At 54.7% G+C, this 14,428-nt stretch carries 20 protein-coding genes; 12 read left to right on the forward strand and 8 right to left on the reverse strand.

Annotated elements, in window-relative coordinates; genetic code table 11:
• Positions 1-16: 16 nt before the first annotated feature.
• On the forward strand, positions 17-1,537 hold the full coding sequence (locus AC4PS7_RS08810; RefSeq protein ID WP_123477402.1) for an MFS transporter: 1,521 nt from the start codon (positions 17-19) through the stop codon (positions 1,535-1,537).
• Between the two features lie 202 nt (positions 1,538-1,739).
• On the opposite strand, the gene AC4PS7_RS08815 is transcribed toward AC4PS7_RS08810, so the two are convergent.
• The gene (locus AC4PS7_RS08815; RefSeq protein WP_123477400.1) at positions 1,740-2,360 is read right to left on the reverse strand and encodes a hypothetical protein; all 621 of its coding nucleotides are present in this window, start codon (positions 2,358-2,360) and stop codon (positions 1,740-1,742) included.
• A gap of 556 nt (positions 2,361-2,916) precedes the next feature.
• Between AC4PS7_RS08815 and AC4PS7_RS08820 the strand changes: the two genes are divergently transcribed.
• Both AC4PS7_RS08820 and AC4PS7_RS08825 read left to right on the forward strand, forming a co-directional pair.
• The gene (locus tag AC4PS7_RS08820; protein WP_185035914.1) at positions 2,917-3,087 is read left to right on the forward strand and encodes a hypothetical protein; all 171 of its coding nucleotides are present in this window, start codon (positions 2,917-2,919) and stop codon (positions 3,085-3,087) included.
• A gap of 105 nt (positions 3,088-3,192) precedes the next feature.
• A complete protein-coding gene (locus AC4PS7_RS08825; protein WP_027616433.1) occupies positions 3,193-3,426 on the forward strand; it encodes a hypothetical protein in 234 nt (77 codons plus the stop codon).
• A 437-nt stretch (positions 3,427-3,863) separates the two neighbouring features.
• Here the strand turns inward: AC4PS7_RS08825 and AC4PS7_RS08830 are convergent, their stop codons facing one another.
• Together AC4PS7_RS08830 and AC4PS7_RS08835 are read right to left on the reverse strand one after the other, a co-directional pair.
• The gene (locus AC4PS7_RS08830) at positions 3,864-4,241 is read right to left on the reverse strand and encodes a termination factor Rho (RefSeq protein WP_078828235.1); all 378 of its coding nucleotides are present in this window, start codon (positions 4,239-4,241) and stop codon (positions 3,864-3,866) included.
• A gap of 304 nt (positions 4,242-4,545) precedes the next feature.
• Positions 4,546-5,685, reverse strand: a complete 1,140-nt coding sequence (locus AC4PS7_RS08835) for a glutathione-independent formaldehyde dehydrogenase (protein WP_123477398.1) — start codon at positions 5,683-5,685, stop codon at positions 4,546-4,548.
• A 226-nt stretch (positions 5,686-5,911) separates the two neighbouring features.
• Here AC4PS7_RS08835 and AC4PS7_RS08840 point away from each other — a divergent pair, with 226 nt between their 5' ends.
• Complete coding sequence (locus AC4PS7_RS08840) at positions 5,912-6,115, forward strand: hypothetical protein (protein WP_069787904.1); 204 nt, start codon at positions 5,912-5,914, stop codon at positions 6,113-6,115.
• A gap of 7 nt (positions 6,116-6,122) precedes the next feature.
• Here the strand turns inward: AC4PS7_RS08840 and AC4PS7_RS08845 are convergent, their stop codons facing one another.
• Positions 6,123-6,371, reverse strand: coding sequence for a hypothetical protein (locus tag AC4PS7_RS08845; protein WP_123477396.1), 249 nt, complete (start codon positions 6,369-6,371; stop codon positions 6,123-6,125).
• A 4-nt stretch (positions 6,372-6,375) separates the two neighbouring features.
• Positions 6,376-7,086, reverse strand: coding sequence for a glycosyltransferase family 2 protein (locus AC4PS7_RS08850; protein WP_123477394.1), 711 nt, complete (start codon positions 7,084-7,086; stop codon positions 6,376-6,378).
• 191 nt (positions 7,087-7,277) lie between these two features.
• On the opposite strand from AC4PS7_RS08850, the gene AC4PS7_RS08855 reads away from it, so the two are divergent.
• A complete protein-coding gene (locus AC4PS7_RS08855) occupies positions 7,278-7,532 on the forward strand; it encodes a DUF1652 domain-containing protein (protein ID WP_123477392.1) in 255 nt (84 codons plus the stop codon).
• Positions 7,533-7,868: 336 nt separating this feature from the next.
• On the opposite strand, the gene AC4PS7_RS08860 is transcribed toward AC4PS7_RS08855, so the two are convergent.
• Positions 7,869-8,111, reverse strand: a complete 243-nt coding sequence (locus tag AC4PS7_RS08860; protein WP_259696862.1) for a hypothetical protein — start codon at positions 8,109-8,111, stop codon at positions 7,869-7,871.
• 272 nt (positions 8,112-8,383) lie between these two features.
• On the opposite strand from AC4PS7_RS08860, the gene AC4PS7_RS08865 reads away from it, so the two are divergent.
• Entirely contained in the window at positions 8,384-8,821 is a 438-nt protein-coding gene (locus tag AC4PS7_RS08865) for a hypothetical protein (RefSeq protein ID WP_123477831.1), read from the forward strand.
• 25 nt (positions 8,822-8,846) lie between these two features.
• On the forward strand, positions 8,847-9,377 hold the full coding sequence (locus tag AC4PS7_RS08870) for a cupin (RefSeq protein WP_123477386.1): 531 nt from the start codon (positions 8,847-8,849) through the stop codon (positions 9,375-9,377).
• On the opposite strand, the gene AC4PS7_RS08875 is transcribed toward AC4PS7_RS08870, so the two are convergent.
• Entirely contained in the window at positions 9,374-9,874 is a 501-nt protein-coding gene (locus AC4PS7_RS08875) for a CinA family protein (protein ID WP_123477385.1), read from the reverse strand. The two genes, AC4PS7_RS08870 and AC4PS7_RS08875, sit on opposite strands and share 4 nt — an antisense overlap.
• A gap of 188 nt (positions 9,875-10,062) precedes the next feature.
• On the opposite strand from AC4PS7_RS08875, the gene AC4PS7_RS08880 reads away from it, so the two are divergent.
• The 5 genes from AC4PS7_RS08880 (at position 10,063) to AC4PS7_RS08900 (ending at position 13,133) form a co-directional block, all read left to right on the forward strand.
• Positions 10,063-10,824 (forward strand): OBAP family protein, encoded by a 762-nt coding sequence (locus AC4PS7_RS08880; RefSeq protein WP_123477383.1) that lies wholly within the window; start codon positions 10,063-10,065, stop codon positions 10,822-10,824.
• 81 nt (positions 10,825-10,905) lie between these two features.
• Positions 10,906-12,216: an SDR family oxidoreductase gene (locus tag AC4PS7_RS08885; protein ID WP_350487647.1), complete on the forward strand. Its 1,311-nt coding sequence runs from the start codon at positions 10,906-10,908 to the stop codon at positions 12,214-12,216.
• A 41-nt stretch (positions 12,217-12,257) separates the two neighbouring features.
• Complete coding sequence (locus AC4PS7_RS08890; protein ID WP_078828226.1) at positions 12,258-12,539, forward strand: hypothetical protein; 282 nt, start codon at positions 12,258-12,260, stop codon at positions 12,537-12,539.
• A gap of 100 nt (positions 12,540-12,639) precedes the next feature.
• Positions 12,640-12,894 (forward strand): DUF6555 family protein, encoded by a 255-nt coding sequence (locus AC4PS7_RS08895; protein ID WP_123477381.1) that lies wholly within the window; start codon positions 12,640-12,642, stop codon positions 12,892-12,894.
• Positions 12,894-13,133, forward strand: a complete 240-nt coding sequence (locus tag AC4PS7_RS08900; RefSeq protein WP_123477379.1) for a hypothetical protein — start codon at positions 12,894-12,896, stop codon at positions 13,131-13,133. Before AC4PS7_RS08895 ends, AC4PS7_RS08900 begins: the two co-directional genes overlap by 1 nt.
• 231 nt (positions 13,134-13,364) lie before the next feature.
• Here AC4PS7_RS08900 and AC4PS7_RS08905 read toward each other — a convergent pair whose 3' ends face one another.
• Positions 13,365-14,291 (reverse strand): NADP-dependent oxidoreductase, encoded by a 927-nt coding sequence (locus AC4PS7_RS08905; protein WP_123477377.1) that lies wholly within the window; start codon positions 14,289-14,291, stop codon positions 13,365-13,367.
• Positions 14,292-14,428: the final 137 nt, after the last annotated feature.

Raw genomic sequence — 14,428 nt, forward strand, 5'->3', positions numbered from 1 at the left:
ATTAATATCATGAGGCATGAACATTGAGCGCTGTACCTCACCCCACCAAGCCTCCAGCCGCAGCTTCCCCCGCCTCGCGGCCCTGGGCGCAGCCTACCTGGGCACATTCCTCGCCACGCTCGACATCAGCATCGTGAATGTCGCGCTGCCGACCCTGCAACAGGCGCTGCAGACCGATATTGCGGGCCTGCAATGGGTCATCAATGCCTATACCATCTGCTTGTCGGCTTTCATGCTGTCATCTGGCCCGATCGCTCATCGCTACGGGCATAAGCGGGCCTGGCTGACGGGTGTGGTGCTGTTTACCGTCGGCTCTGGGCTCTGTGCCGTGGCTGCATCACTGGATCTGCTGCTCATGGGTCGAGCGGTGCAAGGGGTTGCTGGCGCGCTATTGATCCCGGGCGCGATGCCAATCCTCAGCCATGCGTTTCCCGACCCCAAGGAACGCGCCCACGTGATCGGTGGCTGGTCGGCATTCAGCGCATTGGCGCTTATCCTGGGGCCGTTACTGGGCGGCCTGATGCTCCACAGCCTGGGATGGCAGAGTATTTTCCTGATCAACCTGCCCCTCGGAATGGTGGCCATCGGGTTGGGCGTCTGGGGCATCAGGGAGCGCAAGTATCCCGATCACACGGACCTGGACCTGGCCGGCCAGGTACTCAGCGTTTTTTGCCTTGCCACGTTGACCTACGGGCTGATAGCGGTTGGCGAGCAGGGATTGAACGGGGTCGCAGCACTGATTGCGCTACCGCTTTCGCTGCTGGGGTTTGTTCTGTTCCTAGTGGTGGAAATGCGCGCAAAACGACCGTTGCTGCCACTGGCACTGTTTCGCCACCGCTCATTCGCCATCGTGAACTACGCGTCTTTTACGCTTGGCTTCTCGTATTACAGCAGCCTGTTCTTTTTCTCGATCTATCTACAGACGATTCAAGGCTGGTCTGCGGTTGAAACCGGTTGGCGCATGATGCCGCAGTTCGTGATCACCGGCTGCGTATCCATCCTGTATGGGCGCCTGAGTGCGATGATCGCCGTGCGCTGGCTTCTGGTGGCAGGCTATGGCCTCACCGCACTGGCGATGTCCGCAATGGTTGTATTCACCGCGCATACCCCCTATTGGATCGTTGGCACACTCACCGGTGTGCTGGGCCTGGGCGCAGGGCTTGCCGTCCCGTCTACGAGCATGGCCGTCATGGCTGGCGCGCCGATTGACCACTCCGGTGCGGCTTCGGCCACGATGAACGCCTTGCGCCAGATGGGCATGACGATTGGCGTGGCTTTTCTTGGCGCACTCTTGAGCAGAGAGGCTGCTTCCAGGCTCGCCAGCATGGCGCATGACCAAGGGACAAATATCACATCAGACATCGCACGCCATGTGATCTCTCACGGCGTTGAATCGAGCAGCTCACCTGCAATCTCGGCGCTTTACGTGCCGGCGATGGAGCATGGTTTCCATGTCGCGATGCTCGCCTGCGGGCTTGCCAGTGCAACTGCAATGCTTCTTCTTTTTCGGTACGGGCCGACGAAAAGTGCGACTTAGGATGGTATTGGATACTTAACGCCCAAGGACCGTGCCTGTTAGTCAAAAGCCCGGCGCGGGTCTGAGTGCCGATGGCATCCGTCTGGGTGGCGGTCGCCTGCATTGCAGGCAGTCAGTGCGGTCCTGCTCTTCTTGAGGTCGCTCTTCGAAGGCTCGCTCCCAGAACCAGTGCCCCGCCGCACCAATGAACCCGGCAGTCTACCTATGGAACCCCCTTCACTCTCGAATAAGCATTCCCGCTGATGATGCTTTGGATTTGGTCGACTCTCGCCCCTGTTCTCTTAGCAATCTCTTGTGGGCAATGGCTGGTGGCTAAGTCACGAATGGCCGTGATTTGGAGTATTGAAAGGCGGTCTGAACGGCTGCATATCTGGGCGGCGGCCCAAGTCTCGTCCTGCCACCTGTCGGCGATAGTTATGGGAGGAAGGCTTTTCCCTTGATGGCCAGTTAGCCACGTATCCACGACACCGTCTCGCTTATCCGGTGTAGCAATTACTCCGTCATTGAGTATTGAATGTTCCCTAAGGTATCGGAGACCAGCCTTGCCACCTGGGATCATGTTGAGCCTTCGCTCATCATCCAAGTGTCCCTCGATCAAAAATTTCTCAGTGTTGTAGAGTTTATCCAGGTCGTCCGTGATCGCCATCACCTTATGATGGATGTAAGTAATCCTTCCCGCTTCCCTCTCCTCTCTAAATTTTTGATGAAAATGTAGATTGCTTCCCTTCTCCACTGCTCGAAGATGTTCAGCCCACCGGGTTTGCCATCGTCGCTTGGTTATCCCCATATAGAAGAAACCATCGTCGGGATAGGAATTACCCATTCCAAAAATGTGCTGATAAAGCGCGTACGCTTTGTCAGGCCATCGTTCGGGTGAGAACAGGTAGTGTGCTGGAATGGTAAAAATAATGCTTGGAGCCTTGACTCCCGGAACGTGTGCTTAGAGTCGAAGTTCTTTGGCTGCTCGGGCACGGCGACACCGCCGCGTTTCAACTCGTCCTGCCACTGATAGCCCTCCCTCCAGATCCAATGAGGAGTTACACCGAAAGCTAGCCAAAGCCACACTGGTGTTTATCAGGAATCGCCATTCACGATCGCTAGCACAGCCGGTGCAAGCGGGGGCACAAATGGGGGCACAATTAGTTTTTTTCAGGCTACAACTACCGATATAGAGCCCAGTCAAAATGTTTTTTGGAAGCTCTGAAAACACCACGAAAAAATCCACAGGTACTCAGTTCTTTAAAAAGCCTCTTCAATCTCGAATCGACAAGGCTAATTGACCGTTCATCGATTCACTTGAATGCGCACAAGACTCATCGGTCACTACAGCGATGGGTACATTCCGGAATCTCCGGCGAGGCTTATCGCAAGGCGAGCGTATGAGCGGAATAGATGATTTCAGATTCAAGTCCCACTACCTTTTAATTGAGCTAGATGCGGCAACTAGCACGATGATGATGCTTGTTTCTTCTAAGGAGTTTGCGGGAGCCAAGTGGGATGCCGCAGCTTTGCGTCATCATGAGGCCTTTCATGCCTGGAGTCATTTTTAAATGCCCCCTATGATCACTTACGTGGTTCGACGCAGTCGTCTCACTAACTGAAAGGCGGACAGTTCTTTAGCCCGCTGCAACCGTTAAGAATTAGGGTGGAAATCCATGTTAGGCGCCAGTAAAGATACTCACCCCGCTAAACATGTATCGGCTCATTTACTCGCCCTGATTGCGCAAGCACCTACCGCAGTTGAAGCGTGGATCCATAATATTCGCGCGCAGGAGTTGATATTGAATCTTCAAGTTACAGAGGCCATCTCCAAGCTTGATGGTGATAATCTGAGGATCCTGTACAGGGTGGCGCTTGAGAAGCGTCTCCATAAAATTGCGAGCGCGTAAGGACGAAATCATCTTAGGCCATAGCGCGGGCAAGACGTCCTTGTTGGCGGTAGCGGTTGAGCATTTACGAGCTTTTGGCGTCTAGGAGAGGCCCTTTGGCCTAATGGGCGATGCTTTACCGCTAAGGCAGAACTTCGCGGGCCGTATCTGCGACCGAGTAGCACTGGTGGTGCTCTAGAGACGATCTTCGAGAACCCTGAGCAAATCAAGCAGGGGCTGGCTAGGCTGAAGGCTCAAGGATCTATCTCAAAGCTGTGCTCACGCGACTGCCGACGCACCGAAATGCTACTTAATCACGCAAGGTGTGTTGGGCAGGCGCATACGGACCGGTGGCCCCTGAGGGGTAAACTTGGCCAGCCAGCGCCGTTACACCGAAGCGGCCAGCGTGAATTCATTGGTCGCACCGCTCATGCCACGTGGTCACTTCGGTTAAGTCCTTAACTCACCTCATTCAGCGCCTTGATCAGTTCGATCTTACGCATAGTCGAACGCCCGGCTATTCGGTGTTTACGAGCTCGCTCTATAAGCTCATTTTTGCTCATATCCTCTAATCGCTGATCAGTTCGCGGGGCACCCTGTCGTGTTGCTGCAGCTCGCCGGGCTGATGATTCTCGGGCTTTAGCCTTTTTTGCTTCGGTGGTTTTCTGCCCAGACCCACCCTTCCGTTCGCCGCCACCTGACTGTTTATTAACTGTTCCCCAAGCACGACGTGCTGCTTCATCTTCGGGAACCCCTTTAGCCTCGTAGCTATCTTCGATATGTTTCGCTTTGCGTTTTTGGTTATCGGTGTACTTGTCTTTATCCCCGCGCGGCATGATCGCATCCTCTTAGTGGCTGAGCACATTGCCTACATTTGTGGAGCATCCAACCCAACATTTTATTGTCGTCAAAGGGTTTTGGCCCAGCGGTTCATAACGGCCTGGGCCATCAATTATCGCTTACTGTCGTCCGCCTTTCCTTCCTGCATCTGTACAGAGGACTTGGTGCCGCTGGAGTTGTCTTTGGTTGCATTATCGGCGCTGTCAAAGCATCCATGAAGCATGAATACACTGCAGAAGCCCAAGCACATACTCAACTTTTTCATGATCGTTTACCTGCTAGTGAATTTGGCTGTTCATTTCAGGCTGCTGGCTTGAGTACGACCTTCGTCCAGCCATCGTCACGTGCGTCGAAGTGCTTATAGGCATCTGGGCCTTCGGCGAGCTTGAGTCGATGAGAAATGATCTGAGATGGTTTGGCACGACCGTGATGGATAAGCTCGGCCAAGCGACGGTTATAGACTTTGACGTTAGCCTGCCCAGTTCGAATCTGCTGCCCCTTGAACCAGAAAGCGCCGAAGTCGAAGGCCATCTTGCCTTCTTTGGCCAGTTCATTTTTAGCGCCTGGATCCTGCGGTACAAACACTCCAACGACACCGATGCCCCCCGTCGCTTTTGTCGAGGCGACAAGGTTATTCATAGTGAGATGATTGGCCTCATGACCGTGGCGGTCGCAGCATTGGTAACCAACACACTCACATCCTCGATCGGTGCCTTTGCCGTGAGTGAGATTTAAGATTTGGTCCACTGCCTCTTTCTCAAGCGAGTTGATGGGCGTAGCACCCATCTGAGCGGCGAGCTTTAAACGGTCGGGATGATTGTCGACCACGAACACCTGAGAGGCGCCCTTGATGATTGCTGAGTGGGCGGCCATTAAACCCACCGGGCCGGCGCCGTAGATGGCAATGCTCTCCCCAGGAAGGAGGCCCGCCAGCTCGGTTGCATGCCAGCCCGTCGGTAAGATGTCGGACAGCATGACGTAGTCTTCTTCACGCTCTTGCGCATCTTCTGGCAGCACCAGGCAGTTGAAGTCTGCATAAGGCACCCGAAGCAGTTCGGCCTGCCCTCCCTGATAAGGGCCCATGTCAGCGAACCCGTATGCAGCACCCGCGCTGCCTGGGTTAGCGGTCAGGCAGAATCCGGTCAGACCTTTTTCACAGTTTTCGCAAAAGCCGCAGCCGATGTTAAATGGCAGGCATACGCGGTCGCCTACCTTTACCCGATCCACACCGGCGCCAACTTCGATGACCTCGCCCAGATTCTCATGGCCAAACACTCTGCCGGTTTCGAAAGAGGTTCGGCCTTCATACATATGCAGATCAGATCCGCAGATATTAGTGGCCGTCACCCGCACCAGAACGTCCGTAGGTTTTTCGATTTTGGCGTCCGGCACATTTTGCACACTGACGTCACGGGGGCCGTTGTAAACGATGGCTTTCATTGCGTTCTCCCAGAGGCAAGACGAAAGGAATTTTCGTCAGCACATGTTTAATCTGTCCGAGAGAGCAAATCGTATGTTCAAGAAATTCGAGGCATGTCTGACGAGCGGTACATTCTAAAAATCGCTCAAAAAATCTGAATTATTCGCCCTCGTATCCCTCTCTTTTTTTATCGATAGAGATTGAGAGGTTGGCTTGAGTTATCTGGATTGGGTTCAGTGGCCCGCCATGGCAGTGACAGTGATCGCCGCGTGGCTTATCGGGTCTCAACGCCCCGCGAGAAGAATGGCCGGGTTCTTCTGTTTTATTTTGAGTAATGTCCTTTGGGTCGTTTGGGGGGCTTATGCTGAGGCCTACGCGCTGATCGTGCTGCAGATCTGTCTTTGCTCGATGAACCTACGTGGGTTTAAAAAGAATTTTAAGAATCAGTAGGCGCGATTTATTCTGAGGCCTGGCTACTGTGCTGATTTTTCCTGAACCCACGAGCATTCATGCCAAGCAAAATGCACTCGAGTGCAATCAATCCGAAAGCATTTGTGTGCCATCCCCAGATAACCCATAGCGAATTGCTGAGGATAAACCCCCAAAAGGCAATCATGCGCCGGCGCGGTTGTCGAGAACCGATAAACCAAGCTGATATGACAGTCACTACCATGGCGGGCCATTGCACCCAATCAATCAGATCCACAACGTCACGCCCCCCGGAGACCGGAGTCTGAACTCATGGACGGCTCGACACCTATGTCGGTATTGGGAGGCATAAGGGAAGCCAGATAATCTCCAAATCCACCCCGGCACTTGTAGTCCCGGCGTGCACTGGTGAGCACAGGGTTAGTGGCTGTCCAGACAATACGTGCTCCTATCCTCTCAAGGTCTGCAACCAGTTGAACATCCTCGTGTGCCATCAAATGCTTGAACCCACCAGCGTTCTGATAAGCCTCGGCACTCAAGCCGAGATTGGCCCCATGGATATGGCGATGGTTCTCGATAAACTGGTACAACGCCAGATACTGAGTGCGAACCGCCTCGCCGTATTCTCTCCAGCTGTCGACCTCAACTGTTCCACACACCGCGTCAGCGTCAAACTCAATCTGACGCGCTAGCCAATCGGGCGGTACAACGGTATCGGCATCCGTGAAAGCAAGCCACCGTGCACCAGCTTTCAGTAACTGCTCAGCACCTACAGCTCTCGTCTTACCCACGTTTTGAAAAGAGACACCAATCGACTGTATGCCCATCGCCGCGACGATTGCCTCCGTGCTATCTGAGCAGTCATCCAAGACGACAAGTATCTCGACCAACTGATCTTTTAGCGACGGGTGTTCAACCGCGAGGAGTACGGACTCAAGGCATTGGCTGATATAGCGTTCTTCGTTATGAGCAGGTATCACGATCCCTATCATTTTCTCTCCCTTACAGCGCGACGTGTGCCCAGCAATCGACACCGCCCTGATGAGGAAGGTTTAAAGAATCTATCGTAGCGAGAGCAGCTGCATCTAAAGGAACGTTTCGGAGCGCCATTATCCTGCCAGTATTTACGCCGCCGCGTTCTGAACTAGCCTTGTCGTGTTTAGGCTTTTAATCCGGAGAACTGATGGACACGCTAACCAAGGTGGAGGTTGAAGCAGCCCTTTCCGCTCGCCTTCCTAACTGCGCAGTTCACTGTGCGTTCAATCCCGACGGCAGCCTTTCGGTGACCGTGACGGCGCACGATGCTGATCAGTTCACCATCGCCAATATCAATCGCGCCCACTATCACGGGGAATCAGGAATCAATAGGCTCATACGGGAAATACTGGAAGAAATGGTCATGTCGAGACAGTCTTCCAGGCGTTCATCTGTGGGGTAATAAACAGGGATTTATATGCCGGACTCTACTGAAGCGACGATGCATTCAATCAAAATTGAATACCTAATGGACACGCTATTCGGAGTGAATCCACTCGCAAGCGAATGCAGAGCACGCATAATGCGCAAAGCGTCTGGATTTCAGCTGCAACTCGCACTGCCGTGGCCTTGCGAGCTACAACATGCCCACACACTTACCTTCGAATGGGAGGGCGGCTCCTACCGTGGGGTGGTGCACCACGCTGAAAAACTTCCCAGTGGGGAGCTGCTGTTGGACGTCGCCCCATAGCCTTAGTCGTGATGGGGGAGAAGGTGGAAATTGCGCCTGCCGCTGCTGTTACGCCGAGGGGTCACGCTTCAGATGGGCTTTGGCTTCCAGCACGGCCCGGGCATGCGCCGAATCAGCCAGTTGTTTGAGTTCCTCACATTGGTACCAATCAATGACAACGTCGCTTAACAGCGCTTTGGCACCGTCCAACAGAGCACGGTGGTAAGCATCCGGAGAATTGGCGCGGTACTCGTAGTCGTTCAACGCCTTGTACCAAGCTTTGAGCTCGGGTCGTTGGGGTAAGTGGCTCATAATGCTCATCCTGTTTGGAGCAGGGTTTGTCTTTTCGCCTATTTCTATGTGAGAGCATCGCCGACCTGAATGTTCAAACACGATCACCCCAACCCCCCCCCGCTATTCAGCATTGGTGGATAGCGCTGCACGCCACTCGTCGAGGGATATGCACAGCGTTAAAACTTTATTTACCGTTGCACCCTCCCACTTGTGTAGAGAAAAGAATTTGCTCCTAGATGAATCGATTCAATTGAATCCGACAGTGTGAACGCTGCGTGGAGATGACAATCATGAACCTGCGCCTACCCCTGTTTTTGATGTTGTGTTTTACCTTTTCAAACGCCTTGGCCGCGGCGTGTGATGTCTACACGCACTCTCAGAGCGAACAAGTACCTGTGGTTGAACAGCACACCTGCTACACGTACGAAGGCGTGCCTGCCGACGCTATCGATTGGTCGTGCAGCAACGAAAACAAGGACATGATGAACACAAAAAAAACCAAGATCGCTCAATGCGCCGGCGACTATATGGCCAGTTGCAAGGCAACACTCACACAGGAGGCACTTGCGAATCCTCATGCAACCGCCAAAGTTCCTGGCCACGCAGGCGCGATGCTTCCCAACAACGCTGGAGTGGTGACTTATCACTACGCCGCACAGGACCTTAAGCAAGCCAAAATCGATTGTGAGAAAGACGGCGGGCAGTGGACGTGGCAATCAGCTCAATAACCGGATTTCAAATGGCCCATCCCCTATGAACGGCTCTGAGAATGGTACAGCTGCGCCAATACCGCTTATGTTTAAGCGCGGTGATACGGTGCCCAATAACCCGGACCTGCCCGTACTTTTTTATTCAGAGGCACTGTCCAAGCCCTTCGACGACCCTGCGGCACTCTTTGAAGCAATGTTCGCCAGCCAAGGTTGGCCACCTCAGTGGCGTGGTGGGATCTACAGCTATCATCATTACCATACACAGGGGCACGAAGTGCTGGGTGTCGCAAGCGGGCACGCTCAGCTGATGCTGGGTGGCGAGCACGGGCAGCTTATGAACGTGAGTACAGGCGATGTGTTGCTGTTGCCGGCAGGCACCGGGCATTGCAGTTTGAGCGCCAGTAAAGACTTCCTCGTAGTCGGCGCCTATCCGCCAGGCCAGCATGCGGATATCTGCCGCGAGGCGCCCACCCCGGCACAGTTGAGGAATATCGAACAGCTACCATTTCCTGATGAGGGGCCAGTAACGGGCGATCAAGGTGCCTTTCGCGGGCTGTGGGTCAGAGATCGCTAAGCGCCCTCACCCGCCATCGCTAGCTGGTGAAAATGCGGCAATGATTTCAGGGCATGGAGGGATGCCGCCAATTGGACCTCCTGGCGCGAGCCCATGAACCGTTCCTTTCGACTGAATACGCTCAAACCCCGCCCTATTCGATAGGCCCAGGCAAAACAAACAGTTCCAGGAGGTATCCCATCGATCACATCCGGACCCAGTATGCCTGTGGTCGCGATGGCTACATTTGCCGGACTTTCGTCCAGCGCCCCGAGAACCATCTCCCGAGCAACCTCACAACTCGTGAGATTAAAAGTATTTATGGTGTGCGCGCGTACTTTTAATAGCCGCTGTTTCGCTTCTGGCGAATAGACGACATAACCACTCTCAATACATGACCCACCTCCGTCGACCTCCGAAAGCAATGTAATAATTTTTCCCGCGGTACAAGACTCGGCGGTCGTAATGACCAGTCGATTGCGTTTGAGGTACTCCACGGTAGAAGCGGCGATAAACATGATAATTGCTCCTGCGCACGAGCGAATGCGCCATCACCCTGTTCCAAAAAACGACCTTTCAAATCAATCAATGTTCAAGCGAAAGTGTTTTGAACGTGCACGGCGTCAGGTTTTCCAAGGTCTACAGGGTTGAACCTAACTTTCACCAATTCAGCTTGAGAGAAGACTAGAGGATGGAACCTACGACAATGATTACCAAAACAGCCAGAATTGCCAAGTCATGCTCCTTGGCGGCAACCTTTACCCTGTTAAGCGCCTGCGCTGGCAATGATTCTCCCTCGAACGTGGGGGCGCCCGGTAAACCCACTGCTCCATCTACCCGAACCCTGGAAGCCGGTGCAGCCCTGCTCCAATCTCGTCCGCCTGTTGATGCATTGAACGCCTATCTGGACGGTTTTCACTTTTATAACGGCCATCCTGAGGTGCAGATGGAAGCGCATCACTACTGCGCGATTCTCAACGAAGAGGTGATTCAATGCGTGATCTACGACGGCAATCGCAAGGATGCAAAGTTGATGGGCGTGGAATACATCATCAGCGAGCAGTTATTCACCACACTGCCTACCCCTGAAAAGGCGCTTTGGCACAGCCACGTGCATGAAGTGAAATCAGGACAACTGGTCGCGCCGGGAATCCCCGAAGTGGCTGAGCACGCGTTGATGGAAAAACTGGTGCATACCTACGGTAAGACTTGGCATACCTGGCATACCGATCTCAACAAACGCCTGCCGCAAGGTGCGCCGCAACTGATGATGGGGTTTACCACCGATGGCCAGGCCGACCCTGGGATGGTCGCCGAGCGAGATCAGCGGATGGGTATCGACAGCACCGAAAAGAAGAAGACACGCATCGATATAGTTGCGCCACCCATCGCACCGGGTGCGGACGCATGGCAACAGGGCACCGTTATTCAGATCACCGATCCGACTGTAACGGCACATCAGCACTGAACGCACCATTCAGTCATTTGGATTGAACGATCATTTGCTAGCCCTTCTCTATCGCAAGACCAGAGATAGGAGGATGTCATGATGATTGATTCAGCAACCGGAATGAGTCCTGGCGAACGATACGCAGTGGAGAGCCTAGAGCGAACAAGGAGCTTTTGCGGTTTTTTCCTGGATGGAAAATATTACCTGGGTCCTGAACTCTTGACGGCTGTCGGGTGGCTGGAGGGCCAGACATTTATTTACGACGAGCTCGACGCCTTAGGCGACCCGGTATTCCCCGACCGTGTCGCTGGCACGATTGAAAACCTTACCCTCGTACTGGCCGACGGTGCCCGTTTGAAACTCCATCCGATACCTGTTCATGTGCCCGAGGATATGCATGCACGCGCGCCTGTAATGGGAAAAAACAATGGCCAGTTACACGGCAAAACGGTGGTAATCACCGGCGCCTCAAGCGGCATAGGTCGTGCTGCTGCTCACGCATTCGCAGAACAAAGTACCCGGTTAGTCTTGGCGGCTCGTGATGAAAAGGCGCTGGCAGAAGTGGTCGAGGAATGTGCTGTACGCGGCGCGCAGGCGATCGCCGTTAAAACCGATGTGACACATGGCAACCAAATGCGCGCGCTGGCGGAAAAGGCTGCGGCTTTCGGAAATGGCCGCATCGATATCTGGATCAATAACGCCGGTGTAGGGGCCGTCGGCAGCTTCGAAAACACGCCTTTGGAAGCACACGAACAAGTACTGCAAACAGACCTGCTCGGTTACCTGCGTGGAGCCCACGTGGCGTGGCCCTATTTCAAAGGCCAGAAAAGCGGGATTCTGATCAATACACTCTCGCTGGGAAGCTGGGTCGCCCAGCCTTTTGCTGCCGCGTATTCAGCCAGTAAATATGGCCTGCGTGGCTTGACCGAAGCACTGCGCGGCGAATTGGTTGGCTACCCGAATATTCATGTGTGCGACATCTATCCCGCCGTGATGGATACACCAGGCTTTCGCGATGGCGCAAATTTTACCAGCCATGCATTGACGCCGCCGCCTCCGGTCTATGATCCGCGTCAGGTGGCGCGGGCGATGGTCGCTTGTGCGCTGCAACCGAGGAACAGCACCACTGTGGGTGCCGCCGCAACCATCGCTCGAGTCGCGCATTTTTTGCTGCCAGCCTTTCCCCTGGTATCAGGCTGGCTCACCCGCACCGCCCTACAACGGGCACCCCACTCAGCGACTTCGTCGGGCAACCTGTTTGGACCCGCCAGCGGTGAGCGCCGCATTGAAGGCGGGTGGCGGCAAACACGCCGCTTACCTTATTGGTTGGTTGCAGCAAGCGCAGCGCTGTTACTCGGCGGTGTGGTCATTGCTCGCAAGCATTCAACAAACAACAAGCCGCATAACTGAAATTGGGGGGCAGCCGCCCCGTTTAAATGAGGTAAATCAGCATGTCTTACAACTTCCAAGGTAACGCGAGCGTAATGACTGCCTCTCGTCATTTGGGCACACCATCGGATGAATGTTTGAATGAGTCAGCAGAGATCCATTTGAGCAGCAGTGGAAAACCAACGATTGCGCGTTTGGACTTCGACAAGCCACTGGATTGGCCGGGTAATCCTAACTTTGTCGCAGTCCATTTACCCGATGGCTCCACCGTGAGTGGCGTCATCGTCGATATAGATCGGCCCACGAATGCGCCCGGATGGGTCACGTTTACAGTAGATGATTGAGGTGTGACAAGCGCCGGAGCTCATCCATCGAATTGTCGGACAATTTTTTGAATTTTTTTTGACGTCAAATATCTGTAATTCATGAGCATAGGGAGGTCTCATGAAAGATAGCAATCTATTTACCATCGAGTATCAGCTTCACGGTGAACCGAAGTCCTTCATCGTGCGCGCATCGCAAATGAACAATGCCGAGGCTTGGCATTGGGCCAGCTGCGATGCAGGTGTCGCCGTCATACCCAAATTTGGCCAACACACACTCAAGCGTGTTTCCAAGCCGATGGCGGAAAAATACGGCATCACGCAGGTACGCTGGAGCGCCGCGACGCAGGTTCAGTGGGCGGAGGGCCTTACGTGATGAACAGCCAGGCACTTGGTTATACGAAAAGACAAGCATACGATGATGAGGTCGCGCGAAATAACGAGATGTTTTTCGAAGCCGATCGACTGGATGCGCAAGCGTACAAAATTATCGAGTCCTACAGCGGCGACGCGCAGACATGGGCGCGCTTCATCGAAGCGAAGAAAGCTGCAGATGCGCAACGCACCGCCGCTTACCAAGAGTGGATGCGCATCCATCGTACAAAGCGAAGATAGCCGTCAGCCCTGTCGAAAACAGGGCTGACGCCCGGTCAAGTATCACGCCCCTGACTCAGGGTCTTTTGAAGGCCCGCCAGGGGCGACGCCGCCTTGATCGACGTCCGCCTTCCAGGGGCGGTCGACCGTCGGGTCCTCCGATTTGTCGTTGCGCTTTGCCGTATCGGGCCGCACCTTTTGCCCGGTTTGCCCCGACGTATGGGGTTTGGATGGTGGGTTCATGACGCCTCCTCAATCACTGATATGCAGCACGACCTTGCCGTGCACATGCTCATTGGCCAGGTAATCCAGCGCCTGCACCGCAGCCTCCAACTCGAATACCTTGGCGAGGTAGACCCGCACATTGCCGGCCTCGATCAAGCCGGCGATCTCTGTCAGTTCCTCGCCACGTGGCGCCGCGGTAAACCGTGCGCCGGTCTTGCCGGCTGCCTGCGGATGGCTGGCGTCGGGCATCGTCAGGGTCGACACCAGCCGGCCCCCCTCCCCCAGCACTTGCCAAGAACGGGCCTGCGTGTCGCCGCCGATCAAATCAATCACCAGGTCAAACTCCTTGCAAATGTCCTCAAAACGCTCGGTCTTGTAGTCGATCGCGCGGTCTGCCCCCAACTCGCGCAAGAACGGCAGGCTGTCCGTGGAGGCGGTGGCGTATACCTCGGCACCCTTGACCTTGGCAAACTGCACGGCAAAGTGGCCCACCCCGCCGGTCCCGCCATGGATCAGCACCTTCTGCCCCTGCTCGATCTGTCCGTGCTCCACCAGGGCCTGCCAAGCGGTATGGCCCGCCAACGGTACGCCAGCCGCGACCGGCCAATCCAACGCATGAGGAATACGCGCCAGATGCACCGCCGGTACCCGCGAATACTCGGCATAGCCACCGTCGGCGCCAATCATCGCAAACACCCGATCGCCCTTCTTGAAATCGCTGACGCCCTGCCCGACTTTTTCTACCAGGCCGGCGACTTCACGGCCGAGGGTCAGCGGGAGTTTGTCCTGCTTGACCTCCGGGTATTGGCCTTCACGAATCTTGTAGTCCACAGGGTTGATACCCACGAAAAAATTCTTGACCAGCACCTCGCCTGCCAGAGGCTCCGGTACCTCGACGTCACAAAATTGCATGACCTCGGGGCCGCCAAACTGCTCAATCCTGTTTGCTTTCATGGTACGCACCTCATTGTCTGTTCAAAGCACACAGGGGTGTGGAGGACCGCCGATGTCCATGGGTTCACTTGATATCGAGCAACACTGACAAACGGCATCTTCCACCCACGAATCCACTCGAACCTTTGCGTCTACCG

The sequence above is a fragment of the Pseudomonas sp. DW-iso3 genome, from assembly GCF_058725305.1.

Excerpts from the sequence above, each read along its gene's own strand:
- AC4PS7_RS08870 (WP_123477386.1), top strand. The coding sequence starts at position 8,847 with ATGAACGGCTCTGAGAATGGTACAGCTGCGCCAATACCGCTTATGTTT.
- AC4PS7_RS08905 (WP_123477377.1), bottom strand. The coding sequence starts at position 14,291 with ATGAAAGCAAACAGGATTGAGCAGTTTGGCGGCCCCGAGGTCATGCAA.
- AC4PS7_RS08890 (WP_078828226.1), top strand. The coding sequence starts at position 12,258 with ATGTCTTACAACTTCCAAGGTAACGCGAGCGTAATGACTGCCTCTCGT.
- AC4PS7_RS08865 (WP_123477831.1), top strand. The coding sequence starts at position 8,384 with ATGAACCTGCGCCTACCCCTGTTTTTGATGTTGTGTTTTACCTTTTCA.
- AC4PS7_RS08830 (WP_078828235.1), bottom strand. The coding sequence starts at position 4,241 with ATGCCGCGCGGGGATAAAGACAAGTACACCGATAACCAAAAACGCAAA.
- AC4PS7_RS08875 (WP_123477385.1), bottom strand. The coding sequence starts at position 9,874 with ATGTTTATCGCCGCTTCTACCGTGGAGTACCTCAAACGCAATCGACTG.
- AC4PS7_RS08825 (WP_027616433.1), top strand. The coding sequence starts at position 3,193 with ATGTTAGGCGCCAGTAAAGATACTCACCCCGCTAAACATGTATCGGCT.
- AC4PS7_RS08820 (WP_185035914.1), top strand. The coding sequence starts at position 2,917 with ATGAGCGGAATAGATGATTTCAGATTCAAGTCCCACTACCTTTTAATT.
- AC4PS7_RS08815 (WP_123477400.1), bottom strand. The coding sequence starts at position 2,360 with ATGGGTAATTCCTATCCCGACGATGGTTTCTTCTATATGGGGATAACC.
- AC4PS7_RS08895 (WP_123477381.1), top strand. The coding sequence starts at position 12,640 with ATGAAAGATAGCAATCTATTTACCATCGAGTATCAGCTTCACGGTGAA.
- AC4PS7_RS08900 (WP_123477379.1), top strand. The coding sequence starts at position 12,894 with ATGAACAGCCAGGCACTTGGTTATACGAAAAGACAAGCATACGATGAT.
- AC4PS7_RS08835 (WP_123477398.1), bottom strand. The coding sequence starts at position 5,685 with ATGAAAGCCATCGTTTACAACGGCCCCCGTGACGTCAGTGTGCAAAAT.
- AC4PS7_RS08810 (WP_123477402.1), top strand. The coding sequence starts at position 17 with ATGAACATTGAGCGCTGTACCTCACCCCACCAAGCCTCCAGCCGCAGC.
- AC4PS7_RS08850 (WP_123477394.1), bottom strand. The coding sequence starts at position 7,086 with ATGATAGGGATCGTGATACCTGCTCATAACGAAGAACGCTATATCAGC.
- AC4PS7_RS08885 (WP_350487647.1), top strand. The coding sequence starts at position 10,906 with ATGATTGATTCAGCAACCGGAATGAGTCCTGGCGAACGATACGCAGTG.
- AC4PS7_RS08880 (WP_123477383.1), top strand. The coding sequence starts at position 10,063 with ATGATTACCAAAACAGCCAGAATTGCCAAGTCATGCTCCTTGGCGGCA.
- AC4PS7_RS08860 (WP_259696862.1), bottom strand. The coding sequence starts at position 8,111 with ATGAGCCACTTACCCCAACGACCCGAGCTCAAAGCTTGGTACAAGGCG.
- AC4PS7_RS08840 (WP_069787904.1), top strand. The coding sequence starts at position 5,912 with ATGGCAGTGACAGTGATCGCCGCGTGGCTTATCGGGTCTCAACGCCCC.
- AC4PS7_RS08855 (WP_123477392.1), top strand. The coding sequence starts at position 7,278 with ATGGACACGCTAACCAAGGTGGAGGTTGAAGCAGCCCTTTCCGCTCGC.